This is a genomic window from Candidatus Tectomicrobia bacterium, from assembly GCA_016192135.1.
In the GTDB taxonomy this organism is placed as follows: Bacteria; UBA8248; UBA8248; order UBA8248; family UBA8248; genus 2-12-FULL-69-37.
Genome location: JACPUR010000019.1, coordinates 137,671 through 152,039 on the forward strand (window position 1 = coordinate 137,671; position 14,369 = coordinate 152,039).

At 68.8% G+C, this 14,369-nt stretch carries 19 protein-coding genes; 10 read left to right on the plus strand and 9 right to left on the minus strand.

Annotated features, from left to right (window positions below):
• Positions 1 to 28 precede the first annotated feature (28 nt).
• From HYZ11_09360 to HYZ11_09375, 4 genes are all read right to left on the minus strand, one after another.
• Positions 29 to 1,045 carry a flippase-like domain-containing protein gene (locus HYZ11_09360; GenBank protein ID MBI3127798.1) on the minus strand — a complete coding sequence of 339 codons (1,017 nt, stop codon included), beginning with the start codon at positions 1,043 to 1,045 and terminating at the stop codon, positions 29 to 31.
• Between the two features lie 72 nt (positions 1,046 to 1,117).
• Entirely contained in the window at positions 1,118 to 1,822 is a 705-nt protein-coding gene (locus tag HYZ11_09365; protein ID MBI3127799.1) for an SDR family oxidoreductase, read from the minus strand.
• Positions 1,812 to 2,225: a TfoX/Sxy family protein gene (locus HYZ11_09370; protein MBI3127800.1), complete on the minus strand. Its 414-nt coding sequence runs from the start codon at positions 2,223 to 2,225 to the stop codon at positions 1,812 to 1,814. The genes HYZ11_09365 and HYZ11_09370 overlap by 11 nt, the downstream gene beginning before the upstream one ends.
• On the minus strand, positions 2,219 to 2,929 hold the full coding sequence (locus HYZ11_09375; GenBank protein ID MBI3127801.1) for an SDR family oxidoreductase: 711 nt from the start codon (positions 2,927 to 2,929) through the stop codon (positions 2,219 to 2,221). The genes HYZ11_09370 and HYZ11_09375 overlap by 7 nt, the downstream gene beginning before the upstream one ends.
• Before the next feature lie 92 nt (positions 2,930 to 3,021).
• On the opposite strand from HYZ11_09375, the gene HYZ11_09380 reads away from it, so the two are divergent.
• Entirely contained in the window at positions 3,022 to 3,723 is a 702-nt protein-coding gene (locus HYZ11_09380) for a haloacid dehalogenase-like hydrolase (protein MBI3127802.1), read from the plus strand.
• Positions 3,720 to 4,226: a hypothetical protein gene (locus HYZ11_09385; GenBank protein MBI3127803.1), complete on the plus strand. Its 507-nt coding sequence runs from the start codon at positions 3,720 to 3,722 to the stop codon at positions 4,224 to 4,226. The genes HYZ11_09380 and HYZ11_09385 overlap by 4 nt, the downstream gene beginning before the upstream one ends.
• Before the next feature lie 62 nt (positions 4,227 to 4,288).
• On the opposite strand, the gene HYZ11_09390 is transcribed toward HYZ11_09385, so the two are convergent.
• Together HYZ11_09390 and HYZ11_09395 are read right to left on the minus strand one after the other, a co-directional pair.
• Positions 4,289 to 4,498, minus strand: coding sequence for a cold-shock protein (locus tag HYZ11_09390; protein MBI3127804.1), 210 nt, complete (start codon positions 4,496 to 4,498; stop codon positions 4,289 to 4,291).
• A 266-nt stretch (positions 4,499 to 4,764) separates the two neighbouring features.
• Positions 4,765 to 4,971 (minus strand): cold-shock protein, encoded by a 207-nt coding sequence (locus tag HYZ11_09395; protein MBI3127805.1) that lies wholly within the window; start codon positions 4,969 to 4,971, stop codon positions 4,765 to 4,767.
• Between the two features lie 189 nt (positions 4,972 to 5,160).
• Between HYZ11_09395 and HYZ11_09400 the strand changes: the two genes are divergently transcribed.
• Positions 5,161 to 5,832, plus strand: coding sequence for a hypothetical protein (locus tag HYZ11_09400; protein ID MBI3127806.1), 672 nt, complete (start codon positions 5,161 to 5,163; stop codon positions 5,830 to 5,832).
• 66 nt (positions 5,833 to 5,898) lie between these two features.
• Entirely contained in the window at positions 5,899 to 6,423 is a 525-nt protein-coding gene (locus HYZ11_09405; GenBank protein MBI3127807.1) for an inorganic diphosphatase, read from the plus strand.
• Positions 6,424 to 6,511: 88 nt separating this feature from the next.
• Here the strand turns inward: HYZ11_09405 and HYZ11_09410 are convergent, their stop codons facing one another.
• On the minus strand, positions 6,512 to 6,712 hold the full coding sequence (locus HYZ11_09410) for a hypothetical protein (protein ID MBI3127808.1): 201 nt from the start codon (positions 6,710 to 6,712) through the stop codon (positions 6,512 to 6,514).
• A 246-nt stretch (positions 6,713 to 6,958) separates the two neighbouring features.
• Between HYZ11_09410 and HYZ11_09415 the strand changes: the two genes are divergently transcribed.
• From HYZ11_09415 to HYZ11_09430, 4 genes are all read left to right on the plus strand, one after another.
• Complete coding sequence (locus tag HYZ11_09415; GenBank protein MBI3127809.1) at positions 6,959 to 7,786, plus strand: Dam family site-specific DNA-(adenine-N6)-methyltransferase; 828 nt, start codon at positions 6,959 to 6,961, stop codon at positions 7,784 to 7,786.
• A 56-nt stretch (positions 7,787 to 7,842) separates the two neighbouring features.
• Entirely contained in the window at positions 7,843 to 8,862 is a 1,020-nt protein-coding gene (locus HYZ11_09420) for an ATP-dependent Clp protease proteolytic subunit (protein MBI3127810.1), read from the plus strand.
• Positions 8,863 to 8,986: 124 nt separating this feature from the next.
• On the plus strand, positions 8,987 to 9,265 hold the full coding sequence (locus HYZ11_09425) for a nucleotidyltransferase family protein (GenBank protein MBI3127811.1): 279 nt from the start codon (positions 8,987 to 8,989) through the stop codon (positions 9,263 to 9,265).
• Between the two features lie 281 nt (positions 9,266 to 9,546).
• Positions 9,547 to 9,867, plus strand: coding sequence for a hypothetical protein (locus HYZ11_09430; protein MBI3127812.1), 321 nt, complete (start codon positions 9,547 to 9,549; stop codon positions 9,865 to 9,867).
• 256 nt (positions 9,868 to 10,123) lie between these two features.
• Here HYZ11_09430 and HYZ11_09435 read toward each other — a convergent pair whose 3' ends face one another.
• A complete protein-coding gene (locus HYZ11_09435) occupies positions 10,124 to 10,333 on the minus strand; it encodes a cold-shock protein (protein ID MBI3127813.1) in 210 nt (69 codons plus the stop codon).
• Between the two features lie 195 nt (positions 10,334 to 10,528).
• The gene (locus tag HYZ11_09440; GenBank protein ID MBI3127814.1) at positions 10,529 to 11,314 is read right to left on the minus strand and encodes a hypothetical protein; all 786 of its coding nucleotides are present in this window, start codon (positions 11,312 to 11,314) and stop codon (positions 10,529 to 10,531) included.
• 255 nt (positions 11,315 to 11,569) lie between these two features.
• Between HYZ11_09440 and HYZ11_09445 the strand changes: the two genes are divergently transcribed.
• Both HYZ11_09445 and HYZ11_09450 read left to right on the plus strand, forming a co-directional pair.
• Positions 11,570 to 12,961, plus strand: coding sequence for an MATE family efflux transporter (locus tag HYZ11_09445; protein ID MBI3127815.1), 1,392 nt, complete (start codon positions 11,570 to 11,572; stop codon positions 12,959 to 12,961).
• The gene (locus HYZ11_09450; GenBank protein MBI3127816.1) at positions 12,958 to 14,367 is read left to right on the plus strand and encodes an MATE family efflux transporter; all 1,410 of its coding nucleotides are present in this window, start codon (positions 12,958 to 12,960) and stop codon (positions 14,365 to 14,367) included. Before HYZ11_09445 ends, HYZ11_09450 begins: the two co-directional genes overlap by 4 nt.
• The last annotated feature ends 2 nt before the right edge of the window (positions 14,368 to 14,369 follow it).

A 14,369-nucleotide genomic window follows, 5' to 3' on the forward strand; every position in this document is an offset into this window, starting at 1 on the left:
GTATGGCCCGGAAGGGCTTGTATTTAGGCTATTTCCGCGGGCTGCGGGCCAGGAGGGCGTAGACCCCGCCCATGAGGATGCCGGGCAGGACCCCCAGGGCGTGAGCCAGGGTGGCGTAGGCGAGGGCCTCGGCGGAGCCCACCGCGAGCATCCCGGTGAGGAACCGGCTCGCGAAGAAGTGAGTGGTGCCCGTCCCGCCCGGGGAGGGCAGGGCGTAGGCCACCGCCATGACCAGCGTCACGCCCAGGGCGTCCCCCAGGCCGGGCGAGGCGGTCCGGGCGAAGCCGAAGGCCTGGAAGAGGAGCCAGAAGCCCACGGCGTAGAAGAACCAGATGGCCCCGGTCAGCAGGGCGATTCCCGTCGCGGCCTGCCGCTCGAAGATCCCCCCCAGCCCCTTCAGGAAGTGGCCGCTCGCGGCGCCGATCCGCTCCGCGAGGGAAGGCGCGAGCCGCCGGGAGAGCCCGCCCATCCGCCGGACCGACGCTTCGGGATTTCGGGCGAGCCACCAAGCGGCCCCGAGGGCCGCGGCGGAGAGGATCGCGGTGAGGAGCATCGCGTTCCCGATCCCCGGGAAGACCCGTTCGAGCCGTCCCCGGTAGATCAGCAGGAGGGGCGGGAAGAGCGCCGCCAGGGTCACGAGGTCGAGAAGCCGCTCCGTGATCACCGTGCTCAGCCCGGCCCCGAGGGGCACCCCCGCCACCCGCTGCAGGAAGACCGCGCGCGCCACCTCCCCGCCCCGGGGCAGGGCCACGTTCACCCCGTAGCCCACCATCAGGGCGGCGAAGGCGTCATGGGTCCGGAGATCGGGGCGGGAGCCCAGGAGGAAGAGCTTCCAGCGCCCGGCCCGCAGCACGTTCGAGAGGATCTGGCAGGCCACCGCCCCCGCCACCGGGAGGAGCTCCACCCCTCCCATCGTCCGCGCGAACTCCCCCCAAGGGGTCTTCCGGAAGGCCAGCCACAGGAAGAGCACGGTGAGGACGAGGCCGAGGGCGGTCTTCGGCCCGTAGCGCCTCGTCATCGAATGGCCAAGGGCGGATGAGGCCAATGGAACGCTTCCTTGTGGCTGAATCGTAGGGGCGCACGGCCGTGCGTCCCTACCGGGGAGAGCAAATTTTCCTCACCAGGGCATGGGCTGGTGGTCGCGGAAGAAGCCGCCCGTGGGGCCGCCCTCCGGGAGCAGGGCGAGCCAGACGGCGGTGTCGGCCCCCTCCTCGGGAGTGCGGGAGGCGCCCTCCCCGCCCATCTCCGTCCGCACCCAGCCCGGGTGGCACGCGTTCACGAGCACCCCGCTCCCCTTGAGCTCGTCCGCGAGCTGGCGGGTGATGGCGTTGAGGGCCACCTTGCTCAGGCGGTAGGCGGGGGAGCCGCCCCCCATCTGGGCGAGGGAGCCCATGCCGCTCGAGACGTTCACCACGCGCCCGGCGCGGCTCTTCCGGAGCAAGGGCGCCAGCCGCTGGCAGAGGAGCAGGGGCCCCAGCGCGTTCGTCTCCATCGCCGCCCGGAGCACCTCCACGGGCACGTCCAGCGCGCGGTGATCCCAGTCGTTGCGGATGGCGGCGTTGTTCACCAGGATGTCCAGCCTTCCATATTCCTTTTCGATGAAGGCCGCCAGCGCCTCGATGCTCTTTTCGTCGCTCGCGTCCAGGGGATGGAAGCGCACCGGGAGGTCCTCCTTCCGGAGCGCGGCCGCCGCGGCCTCTCCCTTCCCTGCGTCGCGGGCGGTGAGGAGGACGCCCACGCCCCTCGCCGCGAGCCCCCGGCAGATGGCGAGGCCGATGCCCCGGTTCCCGCCCGTCACGGCGGCGACCCGCTCACCGGCCACGGGCGCGGCTTCCCTTCGCTTTGGGTCTGGTCTTGGGTTTTTCTTTGCCCTTGGCGGGGGTCTTGCGTGGCCGGGGCTTCTGCTCAGCCTCCCGGCAGGCGAGCGCCCGCTTGGCCCACTCGACGAGGGCGTCGGCGTCCTCGACGATCTCGACCGGCACCTCGTAGTAGGTCTTGATGATCTGCTTCGGGGTGGGCCGGAAGGGCCCCATGCCGCGCGAGAGGTACTCGGCGCGGCTCGCCTCGTCCGTCTTGAAGTAGAGCCGCTCCTTGTGCAAGGCGCCGAAGAAGACGCCGTCCTTGTAGACGCCCGCCCCCCCGAACATGCGGCGGACCTCCACCCGCCCGAGCCCGGCGAGCTGGTCCTCGACGAACTCCTGGAAGCTGTCCGGCTCCCTCACCATGCGTAGGCCCTGCGGTTCTGGAAGAAGCCTCCCGTGGGGCCCCCGTCCGGAAGGAGCGCGAGCCAGGCCGGGGTGTCCGCCCCCTCGTCCGGCGAGAGCGGGGCGCCCGCGCCGCCCATGTCGGTCCGCACCCAGCCCGGGCAGGCCGCGTTGACCAGGATGCCCGCGCCCTTTAGCTCATCCGCCAGGATGCGCGTCAGCGCGTTCAGGCAGGCCTTGGAGACGCGGTAGCCCGCATAGCCCCCGCCCTGCATCTCGGCCATGCTCCCGAACCAGCTCGACACGTTCACGACGCGCCCGCCCCCGCTTTTCCGCATGAGGGGGGCGAGGGCCTGGGCCAGGCGGAGCGGGCCGTAGAGGTTCGTCTCCAGCGTCTCGCGGAGGGAGGGGAGATCGATGGTCAGCGCGCGCTTCGAGCGGTCGATCAGGATGGCCGCGTTGTTCACCAGGATGTCCAGCCGGCCGAACTCGCGCTCGATGAAGGCGGCGAGCGCCCGGGCCGAGTCGATGTCCCTCACGTCCAGCGGGTGAAAACGAACGGAAAGCCCCTCCTTCTCCAAGCGGGCGCAGGCGGCCCCGCCTTTTTTCCCGTCGCGCGCGGCCAGGACGACCGCGCAGCCCTCCCGCGCCAGCCGGCGGCAGAGGGCCAGGCCCACTCCCTTGTTCCCGCCCGTCACGGCGGCGACCTTGGGCTTCGGCGGCACGGGGGTCTCCTTCCGGATGAGCCGGGATGCCGCGCCATGATATACCAACCCCCTGGCCGCCGCCGAAGGGGCGCGCGGACGGGAGATTGCCGATGCCCCGCCGGGTTCACCTCATGCTCTTCGACGTGGACGGCACCCTGCTCCTGAGCGGGGGGGCGGGGGCGCTCGCCCTGAACGACGCCTTCCTCGCCCTCCACGGGGTGCCGAACGCGATGTCGCGCGTGCACCCGCACGGGAAGACGGACCCCGCCATCTGCCAGGAGATGTTCCAGACCCACTTCGGGCGCGAGGGCGCCGAAGAAGAGCTGGCCCGACTGATGGAGGCCTACCTCGAGATGCTCCCGGCGCGGGTGGCCGGCTCGCGGAATTACCACATCATGCCCGGCTTCCCTCAAGTGCTGGACGCCCTCGCGGCGCGGGAGGACGTGCTCCTGGGCCTCGGGACGGGGAACTTCGAGCGGGGGGCGCGCATCAAGCTCGAGCGCGGCGGGCTGAACCCCTACTTCCGCTTCGGGGGGTTCGGCTGCGACTCCTCCGACCGGGGCCGTCTGCTCGAGGCGGGCTTCCGGCGCGGGGAGGAGCGCGCCCGGCCGGGGACGGAGGTGGTCCGCTGGGTGGTGGGGGACACCTGGCGCGACGTGCGGGCGGGCCGGGCCTGCGGGGCGCGCGTCATCGCGGTGGCCACCGGGGGGGACACCCTGCACGGGCTGGCGGAGGCCGCGCCGGACCACCTCTTCGCCGACTTCCGGCGCGGGGAGGACCTCCTCTCCGTGCTGGACGGCCCCCCCGCATGAGCGGGCCCGGCCGGCGGCAGCTCCTCTTCTGGCTGGGGTTCCTCGCCATCGTGGCCGTCCCGGCGGGGGCGCTCTTCCTGGCGAAGCCGCTCTTCCTGGAACGCTCGGGGGCGGAGGCGGAGCTCCTCCGGCGGGCCGAGGCCCTCCGGGGGCAGCCCCCGGAGCGGGCGGCGGCCGGGGTGGGGCGGATGGCCAAGGAGTATCTCGACACCTCCCGCCACGTGAGCCGGGCCGAGGTGGAGGTCCGGGAGGCCTCGGCGCGGCGCCTGGCCTTCACGGTCTTCCTGCCCTGGAGCGAGGTCAGCGCGAGCCACCGCCGCCGCCGGGCCGAGGCCCTGGGCCGCCTCGCCTCGGGGATGCTCCGGCGGGCGGGGGCGGAGGGGGTGGCGGTCGAGGTGGAGGTGCGGCGCTGGCGCAAGGACTCCGCCGGGCGGAGCGGCCCGGCCGGCCGCTCCCTCCACGATCCCCGGACGGGCCGGAGCGAGTGGCGCGAGGCGCCCTGAGGGCGAAAAAGAACGGCGGCCGCCGGAGCGGCCGCCGTTGGGTGTATGGCCGTGTGGAGGGGCTAGACGGGCACGCCCTTTCTCACGTTGGCCGCCTGCAGCCCTTTGGGGCCCTGGACAATCTCGAATGTGACCCGCTCACCCTCCTGAAGCGTCTTGAAGCCCTCTCCCTGGATGGCGGAGAAGTGGACGAACACGTCGTCCCCTCCGGACTGAGAGATGAATCCATAGCCCTTGGCGTCGTTGAACCACTTGACGGTTCCTTCTGGCACCTTCCTATCTCCCACGTGATGCAGATGCGGCGCGCGACGCGGTACACCCCGCGGACGCGGCTTGCCGCGACCGAAACAACGGCATTGTGGAGGCCGACCTTTTTCGGGGGATTTGGTTCAGGCGTGAGGGAGAGGGCATTTTTCCGTCGTTCCCCGCTCGCAAACCCAACCGCTTTCCTCAACAGCATCAACCGATGAAAGATCGGGCGTAAAAAAAGGCTACTATAAGGTTACCCCCGGCGCAACTGAAAATTCCGGCCCTCCGGCTACCCCGCCAGCCGGCGGACGTTGCCCGCCTGGAGCCCCTTTGGCCCCTGCACGACCTCGAAGCTGACCTTCTCGCCCTCCTTGAGGCTCTTGAACCCCTCGCCCTGGATGGCCGAGAAGTGGACGAAGATGTCCTGCCCCCCCTCCTGCGAGATGAACCCGTACCCCTTCGAATCGTTGAACCACTTCACCGTTCCTTCGGGCATCGAAACGCTCCTAGTGAAAATGGAGAGATAGACCGGATGGGCCATCCCGGCCGGGGACCCCTCTCCATCCCAATGATACCGCAATGTTACTGGGCGGGCGGGCCTTATGCAAATACGAGTTTTTGACATTTTGGAGGATTGGGTATCGTATTGCCGGTCGCCGCGTGAGTCTTTTTTGGGAGCCGGCCGGTGCCCCAGGCCCGAAAATCATCCGCCCTGGCGCTCTTTCCCGAATATGGGCGCCTGCCGGGCATGTTCGCCCGGGAGGTGGAAGGATTGCCCGATGAAATTCTCGATCGCGTCCGCCCGGAGAAGAGCTGGGGCGCCTGGAGCATCCGGGTGCAGGTGAGCCACACGGCCTACATCCCCTACCTTTTTTTCCTGGACCTCCTCGTCCCCGCCCTCTGGCCGGACGGGAAACTCACCCGTGACAAATCCCTCGCGGACACCGGGGGCGCCGACCGCCGGCTCGACCCCGCCCGCTTCCACGCCATGCCCGGCCTCATCGCCGCCCTCGCGGACGGCTGCGCCCTCGCGCGGGAGGTCCTCGCCCGCGAGACCCCCGCCTCCCTCCGGCGCGAGATCCCGCGCCGCGTCCCCCGGGAGCGCCGCTGGGCCAACGGCGAGCGCGTGGCGGACTACTGGGAGAACCTCGTCCTCCCCGCCAATCCGGACGGCATCCGGCGCGACCCCTCGGACCCCGAGCTCTTCCACCAGACCCTCGGCTGCGCCTTCCGCCACATCCTCTGGGAGGCCTTCGTCCACCTCAGGACCATCCAGGCCCACAAGCGCGCCGAGGGCCTGCCGCCCCGTGCCGAGGTGCCCGAAGTGGGGTATATTCCCCGGCTCGCCTGGGACTGAGCGCCCCGGCGCCGCCGCCCCCTTCACCGGAGCCACGCGAGCCCCATGCCCTTCCACGCCTCCTACATGGACATCTCCCCCGGCACCGGAATCCCCCGCGTTGCCAACGCCATCATCGAGATCCCCAAGGGCCGCCGGAACAAGTTCGAGGTGGACAAGGAGACGGGGCTCTTCCGCCTCGACCGTTACCTCTACTCCTCGAGCCACTACCCGGGCGACTACGGCTTCATCCCCCAGACCCTGGCCGAGGACGGCGACCCCCTCGACGTCCTCGTCATGGTGAACGAGCCCACCTTCACCGGCTGCCTCATCGAGGCGCGCATCGTGGGCCTCTTCCGCATGCGGGACCGCGGCCAGAACGACTGGAAGGTGCTCGGCGTCCCCCACACCGACCCCCTCTTCAGCGAGATCAACGGCCTCGGCGGCGTGCCCCCGCACTTCCTCCGCGAGGTGGAGCACTTCTTCCTCACCTACAAGCAGCTCGAGGGCGTCACGGTCGAGGCCATCGGCTGGGCGGACGCCTCGGAGGCCGTGGCCGAGGTGCGCGCCTCCGTCGACCGCTGGCGCGACCACCACATCGCCCGGCCCTGAAAAAAAGGCGCGCGGCCCCCCGCCGCGCGCCCGGAAGAGCGCATCTCCCGTCCCCGGCTTGCGGTCCGTGCCGGGGCGCCCGGTTCCGCTACGCCGCCCGCTCGAACCCGCTGCAGCCGCTCACCGGCGTGACCATCAGGCGGAGCGGGCTGAGCTGCGGGTGGCCGCACGTCTCCACGAGCGCCTCGGGCGCCTCCTTCTTCTTCCGGATTTCCTTCACCTCGCTGTTGATGTGGCCCTCGGCGAAGTGCATGCACAGCCCGCACTGGCCCTCTTTCACCTTCATCATGGCGCGGCATCCCTCTCGTTCGCTTCAAGCGGCGGTCTTCGATTCCCAATGTGCGCGCCGCCGGGCGGCCGGGCCACCGTTTCGAGGCGGCTCCGGTCATTTCCCCGGGCGGTCTCCGGGTTTTCCCCGCCGGGGCGGGCGCCCCTGGCGGGGGGAGGGGGCGTGTGGCAGGATGCAATCGTTCGCCCGGGACGAGATGACCCCGTATGTAGGGGCGGGTTTCAAACCCGCCCCTACGGACCCGAGATGCCCACCCGCGCCCCGCAGGCAGAACGCCCCGCCCTCAGGCCCCCCCTCAAGTGGGCCGGGGGCAAGCGCTGGCTCGTCCCCTACCTTCGGCACATCTGGGAGGGGTATGTAGGGGCGCATGGCCATGCGCCCCGCCTCGTCGAGCCCCTGTGCGGGGGCCTGGCCGTGGCGCTGGAGATCAGGCCCCGGCGCGCGCTCTTGAACGACATCAACCCCCACGTCGGCAACTTCTACCGCTGGCTCAAGCGGGGCCTCGTCATCCCCGAAGACCTGGAGATGGCGAACGATTCGGGCCTCTACTACGCCCACCGCGCACGCTTCAACGAGCTGCTCAAGGAAGGGAAGGAGACGGGCGCCGAGGCCGCCGCGCTCTTCTACTACCTCAACCGCACCGGCTACAACGGACTCTGCCGCTTCAACAACTCGGGCGGATTCAACGTGCCCTTCGGCCGCTACGCCAAGATCAACTACGCCCGCGACTTCACCCCCTACCGCGCCGCCCTGCGCGGCTGGCGCTTCACGAGCGGGGACTTCGAGCGCATCCCCCTGGAGCGCGGCGACTTCGTCTACGCCGACCCCCCCTACGACGTGGAGTTCACCAAGTACGCCAAGGAGGGCTTCGGCTGGGACGACCAGGTGCGCCTCGCCGGGTGGCTGGCCCGGCACAAGGGGCCGGTGGTGGCGTCCAACCAGGCCACGGAGAGGATCGTCAGGCTCTACCGCAAGCTCGGCTTCAGGCTCGCCTTCCTGGAGGCGCCAAGGATGATCAGCTGCAAGGCGGATGGGCGGAAGCGGGTGATGGAGGTGGTGGGGGTGAGGGGGTAGCTATGAAAATGTAGGTTATTTATGGTAGAATAAATTTAATTTTAGGAGGTATTGTTATGAACGATGACAAAATTTCAAATGTTTTGCCTCCGCCAATTAGCGAGCCAGCCGATCCGAATGGTAACCCTGGCAAAGAAAGTGAGCCCGGAGGGAAGGCCGATCCTCAACCATCCCCGGGAAAAGGTACGCAAATTCCCTGGCATGAGTTTGTGCAGAACGCCTCCGATTATGAAATACAGAATCGCTTTTCTGCAGAAGTGAATCAAATTTTCGTGAGATATGCAGCTAAATTGGCCGATGCCTGCGTTGTGGCTCTAATGGATTTGGAAAGAAGTATCGACGATTATGAATTGGATAGAATATACAACGCCCTCAAGACGCAAAACCCTTCAAAGCAAAAAAACGTGATTCTCTTCTTGTTGAGTCGAGGCGGAAAAATCGAGTCCGCTTATCAAATCAGCAAACTATGCAAGACGTTCTCGAAACAGAAATTCATTGTCTGTGTGCCAAGGCAGGCCAAGTCTGCGGGGACACTGATCGCAATTGGAGCCGATGAGATACACATGGGTCTACTAGGACAGCTAGGGCCCATTGATCCTCAATTGGGCCATCCTCCAATTCCTGCATTGGGAGTGACTCAGGCACTCGAAGCAATTGCCAAGCTGTCTAATCAATATCCGGGATGCTCAGAGATGTTTGCGGAGTACCTCCGCAACACGCTTACAATTGCTCAAATTGGCTACTGCGAGCGCGTGAGCGAATCCGCGGCCCAGTATGCGGAGCGGCTTCTCTTAACAAAGCCAAATCTCAAGGATGCTGCCAGTAAGATTTCAAATGAGCTTGTATATGAATATAAGGATCATGGATTTGTTATTGACATCGAAGAAGCAAAACGCCATTTGGGTGACGATTGGATTGTGGGCGATTCTGCTTTGATCGAGTTGGCTGAGGAAGTTTATAGTTTGTTTGATCTCGTTAATTTGTTCTTAGAAGTACGTGCGAATAAATATTTAATTGTGGGCGGAAGCTTTAATTCCGATGTTTATGTATTCGACAAGCCTCAGAGAGCGAACTGAAGGCCGCTTCGCTCGGAATGACACTGCCGAAACCGCTTCTAACCCCATCGCATATTCCCTCCATGGAATCGCTTAAGATAACCTCATTGAGGGATGTTTCGTGCCCGGCAACGGCCAAGCGGTCCTGAAAGCCCTCGAACCCCGCCGGGCGGAGCTGCGCCGCCTGGGGGTGAAGCGGCTCGCTCTCTTCGGCTCATCCGTCCGGGGAGACGCAGAAGAGAAGAGCGACCTGGATTTCCTGGTCGAGCTCGACCCCAAGTCCTTCGATGCCTACATGGACGTGAAGTTCTTCCTGGAGGACCTCTTCGGCCGGAAGGTGGACCTCGTCCTGGCCGACGCGCTCAAGCCGCGCCTGCGCCCGCGCATCCTGGCCGAGGCCGTGGATGTGCCCCTGTCATCCTGAGCGCAGCGAAGGATCTGCTTCTGTCTTTGAAGCAGATTCTTCACTTCGCTTCGCTCCGTTCAGAATGACGGCTCCCGACAGCCACGCTCCGTAGGGGCGACCGGCCGGTCGCCCCTGCATCTTTCCCGGCGCCGCCGTCCTCCCCCTTTCGCCCTTTCCCCTCCGGTATTTCCCCCAGGCTTTTTGGAGTTTTTGAAGGCTTTTCGTTTCGCGGCGCTGGAGTATAATCGGAAGCGTTGCGTACGCCGCCGTGATCCCCCATCCCTGTGGAGGGCTGCGCCGTGAAGGTCGCCACGCTCGTTTCATCCCTCGTCATTCTCGCATTCCTGTCCGGCTGCGCCGCCACCCAGCAGATCGTGTGGTCCAAGCCCGGGGTCACGGCGGCGCAGGGGGAGAAGGACCTCGAGGACTGCGCCAACAAGGCGAACATGGTCTACCCCTCCTCCGAGAACATGATCAACCCCAATACCCCGGCCGACGGGAAGCTGGAGACGGGCTACATCATCGACTCCGACGTGCTGAAGGACAATTTTTCGAAGTGCATGGGGGCGAAGGGCTACAAGTTCGCGGGGTCGCAGCCCATCGCCGCCGCCGGGCGGTGAGGAATCTCGGCGTCCGGATTTTTCCCCCGCAGACGGCGATGGGTGGGTAGGGGCGGGTTTGAAACCCGCCCCTGCGGATGTGCTTGTCCGTCTCCGTAGGGGCAGGCCCCTGTGCCTGCCCCGGCCCCCAGAGGGGCGGCCACGGGGGGCCGCCCCTACGAGATTCTCTGCGGTGCCCCCAAAAAGAAGCGGCGGCCATTCCGGCCGCCGCTCTTTTTGAACCGCGTTTGTGTCCGGCCTGCCCGGTGAAGCGGTTCTAGTGCCCTCCCGCCTTTTTCACGTTCGCGGCCTGGGGACCCTTCTTCCCCTGGACGACCTCGAAGGTGACGCGGTCTCCTTCCTGGAGCGACTTAAATCCGTCCCCCTGGATGGCGGAGAAATGGACGAAGACGTCTTCCCCGTCCTCCCGCGTGATGAACCCATACCCCTTGGCGTCGTTGAACCACTTTACCGTTCCGTCCGTCACTGCAGCTTCTCCTGAAACCTGGGCGTTGCCTGGCCCCCTGATGGGCGATGAGGCGCGGCCCGTTTGCCTTTCCCGCGAGCCTGTTGCTGCGGGGAATGGAAAAACGCTAGCACAAGGGGGGGCGCCGCACAAGAGTCGGAAATTCGGCAGGATAGGGGGAAAAGACCTGATTTCGGACCTTCGGCGCCGCCTGTTTCAGAAGCGGGGCTTCTCGAAGCGCTCCAGCATGGGGAACACCCGCTCGGCGTTCTCGCGCAGGCCGAAGAAGACCGGGCCGTCCGCCTTCTCGCCCCGGGCCAGCCCCTCGAGGCCGAGGGGCCGCCCGTCCGGGTGGTAGGCCCAGCCGCCCGTCTCGGCGAGGACGGCCATGGGCCCCAGGATGTCCCACAGGCGGGGGCGGTCCACCACCGAGCAGAAGGCGGCGCCCGCCGCCGCGTAGGCCACGTGGGCCGCCGCGCAGCCGTAGGCCACCGTCTTGCCCGGGAAGTCGAGCTTGTAGAAGCGCTTGCGCGAGGCGGGCCCGAAGAAGAGGGTCTGGTTGTCCACCTCGCGGGGGCCGAGGGGCGCGAGGGGCCGCCCGTTTCGTGTGGCGCCCCGGCCCCGCTCGGCGAGGAACATCTCCCCCGCCGCCGGCATGAAGAAGCCCCCGGCCAGGGGCGCGCCCTCCCGCATCACCCCCACCGCGACCCCCCAGGTGGGCAGCCCGTGGAGGTAGGGGTTGGTGCCGTCGATGGGGTCCACGGCCCAGAGGCGGCCCGCGGGGGAGAGGGCGGCCCCGGGGGCGAGCCCGCCCGACTCCTCGGCCAGGACCGGGTCGCCCGGGAAGCGCCGGGCGAGGCGCGCGAGGATGAGGCGCTCCACCTCGCGGTCGGCCTCGCTCACGAGGCTGCGGTCCTCCTTGCGCTCCGCGCTGGCGCCCGCCGCCAGCGAGAGGGCCAGGGCGCCCGCCTCGCGCAGGGTCTCCTCGATGAAGGCCAGCACCGCGCCCCTCCCCGGATTCTATGTCACGGACCGTGGGCCTGAGAGATTCCAGACCCTACCCGATGCGCCCGGCCCGCGCCAGCCCCCTCTCCTTGCCTGGCCGGAGCCCCGGCGCGATACTCCCCCGCTGTGCGGGGCCCGCCGCCGGGAGCCCGCGGAGGAAAGGATGCCGGCGTCCCCCGTCCCACAGCCCGCCGCCGGGCGCGCCCCATCCGCGCGCCCCGGGATATGCGCCCGCCCGGCGCGGCCCCCGGCGTGAGGCGGCTCCGGTACGACTACACTCAGGGACCCATCGGCCGGGGGCTGCTCTATCTCGCCGTCCCCGTCTTCATGGAACAGATCGCCTGGAACGTGGACACCATCGTCGAGATCTACTGGGTGGGCCGCCTGGGCGAGTCGGCCATCGCCGCCATGTCCCTGGGCTTCATGGTCACCATGTTCGTCCGCTCGGGCGGGCTCGGCATCCGCGTCGCCGGCCAGGCGCTCGTGGCCCAGCGCATCGGCGCCGGGGACCCGGAGGGCGCGGCCTCGCTCGCGGGGCAGATGCTCCTCCTGCACGCCCTCTACTTCCTTCCGCTCTCCCTCCTGGGCGCGCTGCTCTCGGAGGAGATCATGCGCGCCTTCACCCAGGACCCCGAGATCGTCCGCATCGGAGGGGCCTACCTGCGCGCGAGCTTCTGGGTGCTCCTCCTGACGGACGGCATCTTCGCCTTCGCCTCCATCTTCCGGGCGGCGGGGGAGTCCCTCATCTCCGTCTGGCCCATGGCGGCCAGCTCGGTCGTGACCTTCGCCGCCATGCCGCTGTTCATCCTGGGGGCGGGCCCCCTTCCCGCCTTCGGCTTGGCGGGGGCCAGCTGGGGGCTGGGCGCGGGGCGGCTCCTCGGCTGCGCGGTGATGGCCGCGGCCCTGCTCGGCGGCCTCTCGCGCGTGAGGCTGTGGCCCGCGCATCTGCTCCCCTCGCCCGAGCTCATGCGGCGGGTCCTGCGTCTCGCCTGGCCCGCCGGGACCCAGGTGCTCTTCGAGCGCAGCGCCAACATCGTGCTGGTGGGCATGCTCTCGCGCTTCGGCCCGCTGGCACTGGCCGCCTGGGGGGTGGGCAACCGGGTGAACAACATGGGGCTGACGCCGGGCTACTCCTTCCAGGGCTCGGGGCGCACCCTGGTGGGGCAGAACATCGGGGCCCGCCTGCCCGAGCGGGCGCGGCGCGCGGCCTGGGCCTCCCTCGGGGCCTCGGCTGCGGTGATGGCCGTTGTGGCCGCGGGGGTGTTCCTCTGGGCGGAGCCGATGGTGCGCTTCTTCGGGATGCAGGGGGAGGGGGTCCCCGCCGGCGTCCTCTGCATGCGGGTGCTCAGCCTCGGGATGGCCTTCGAGGCGGCGCGCCGCACCCTCTCCGGCGTCTTCGAGGGGGCCGCCATGCCGGCCCCCCCGATGGTGGTTGAGGCGGTCGTGCGCTGGGGGGTGCTCCTGCCGGGGGCGTGGCTCCTCTCGACGCCGCTCGGGGCCCGGGAGGCGGGCGTCTGGTGGGCGGTGGCGGGGAGCCAGGCGGTGGGCGGGGCCGCGCTCTTCGCCTGGTTCGTGACGGCCTGGCAGCGGAGGGTCCGGGCCATGGCCGCGCGGCCCGCCGAGGGAGGGAGCTCGCGCCCGTGAACCTTTTCCCGCGCCGCCGGAGGGCCCATGTCCGCTTCGACTACACGAGGGGCTCGCTCGGCTGGGGCCTCGCGCGCCTGGCGCTGCCCTCCTGCGGGGAGCAGATCGCCTGGAACCTCGACGCCGTGGTGGAGCTCTACTGGGTGGGGCGTCTCGGGCCGGAGTACCTGGCGGCGGTCGCCTTGTGCTTCATGGTGAGCTTCTTCCTGCGGGCCATCCCCCTCGGCTTCCGCATCGCGGGGGGCGCACTCGTCGCGCAGCGGATAGGCGCGGGCGACGACCGGGGGGCCGCCCTCGCGGCGGGCCAGTCCATCCTGCTCACCCTCGCCTACACGGGAGTCTTCGCCGTCCTGGGTTATCTCCTCTCCCCCTGGATGATAGCCCTGATGACGACGGATCCGCTCGTGCGCGAGCTGGGGACGGCCTACTTCCGCATGTCGTTCGTCTTCTTCGTATTCTACGACGGCATCGCCACCCTCGCCCACGTGCTGCGCGGCGCGGGCGAGCCGGGCTACTCCCTCGTGGGGATGGTCGCCTCGGCCGGCGTCGCCACGATCATCATGCCCTTCTGCGTCTTCGGCTGGGGCCAGGTGCCCGGGATGGGCATCGCCGGGGCCCCCTTCGCGGTCGGCATCGGGCGCATCGTGGGCACCGCCATCGTGATGAGTTTCCTCTTCACCGGCCGCTCCCGGCTCAAGCTGAGCCTGGGCGACCTGCGGCTCGACCGGCCGCTCTCCCGGCGCATCCTGGTGCTGGGCTGGCCGGCCGCCGCCCAGAACCTGCTCGAGCGCGGCTCGAACCTCATCCTGGTGCGCATCCTCTCGCTCTTCGGGCCGGTGCCCGTCGCCGCCTTCGGGGTGACGAACCGCATCACCAACGTCTCCCGCATGCCCGCCTTCGGGGTGCAGGCCGCCCTGCGCACCCTGGTGGGGCAGAACCTGGGGGCGGGCCAGCCCGCCCGCGCCGTGCAGGCGGTGCGGCTCTCCATGTGGGTCACCGCGTTCTTCATGGGGACGACCGCCCTGGGCCTCTTTCACTTCGCCCCCCAGGTGGTGCTCTTCTTCGGTCTCACGGGGGAGGGCGCCGAGGTGGGCGCGCTGTGCCTGCGGATCCTGACGGTGGGCCTGCTCTTCGAGTCGGCCCGGCGCGTCCTGGCGGGCGCCTTCCACGGCGCCGCCAACACGAAGCCCCCCATGATCGTGGAGGGCCTCGTGCGGTGGGGCGTCGAGATCCCGATCGGCTACCTGGCCGCCGTGGTGCTTGGGCTCGGGGCCGCCGGGGTGTGGTGGTCCATCACGGGCGGGCAGATCCTCGCCGGGGCCGCCCTCTTCGGGTGGTTCTTTTGGTGGAGCGCGCGGGAGGGCCTCCGGACCCAGCCCGCCGCGCTCCAGTCCCCGGTCGAGTAGCC

Coding starts and splice junctions, on each gene's coding strand:
- HYZ11_09415 (MBI3127809.1), top strand. CDS start 6,959: ATGCCCACCCGCGCCCCGCAGGCAGAACGCCCCGCCCTCAGGCCCCCC.
- HYZ11_09405 (MBI3127807.1), top strand. CDS start 5,899: ATGGACATCTCCCCCGGCACCGGAATCCCCCGCGTTGCCAACGCCATC.
- HYZ11_09385 (MBI3127803.1), top strand. CDS start 3,720: ATGAGCGGGCCCGGCCGGCGGCAGCTCCTCTTCTGGCTGGGGTTCCTC.
- HYZ11_09420 (MBI3127810.1), top strand. CDS start 7,843: ATGAACGATGACAAAATTTCAAATGTTTTGCCTCCGCCAATTAGCGAG.
- HYZ11_09395 (MBI3127805.1), bottom strand. CDS start 4,971: ATGCCCGAAGGAACGGTGAAGTGGTTCAACGATTCGAAGGGGTACGGG.
- HYZ11_09380 (MBI3127802.1), top strand. CDS start 3,022: ATGCCCCGCCGGGTTCACCTCATGCTCTTCGACGTGGACGGCACCCTG.
- HYZ11_09370 (MBI3127800.1), bottom strand. CDS start 2,225: ATGGTGAGGGAGCCGGACAGCTTCCAGGAGTTCGTCGAGGACCAGCTC.
- HYZ11_09410 (MBI3127808.1), bottom strand. CDS start 6,712: ATGATGAAGGTGAAAGAGGGCCAGTGCGGGCTGTGCATGCACTTCGCC.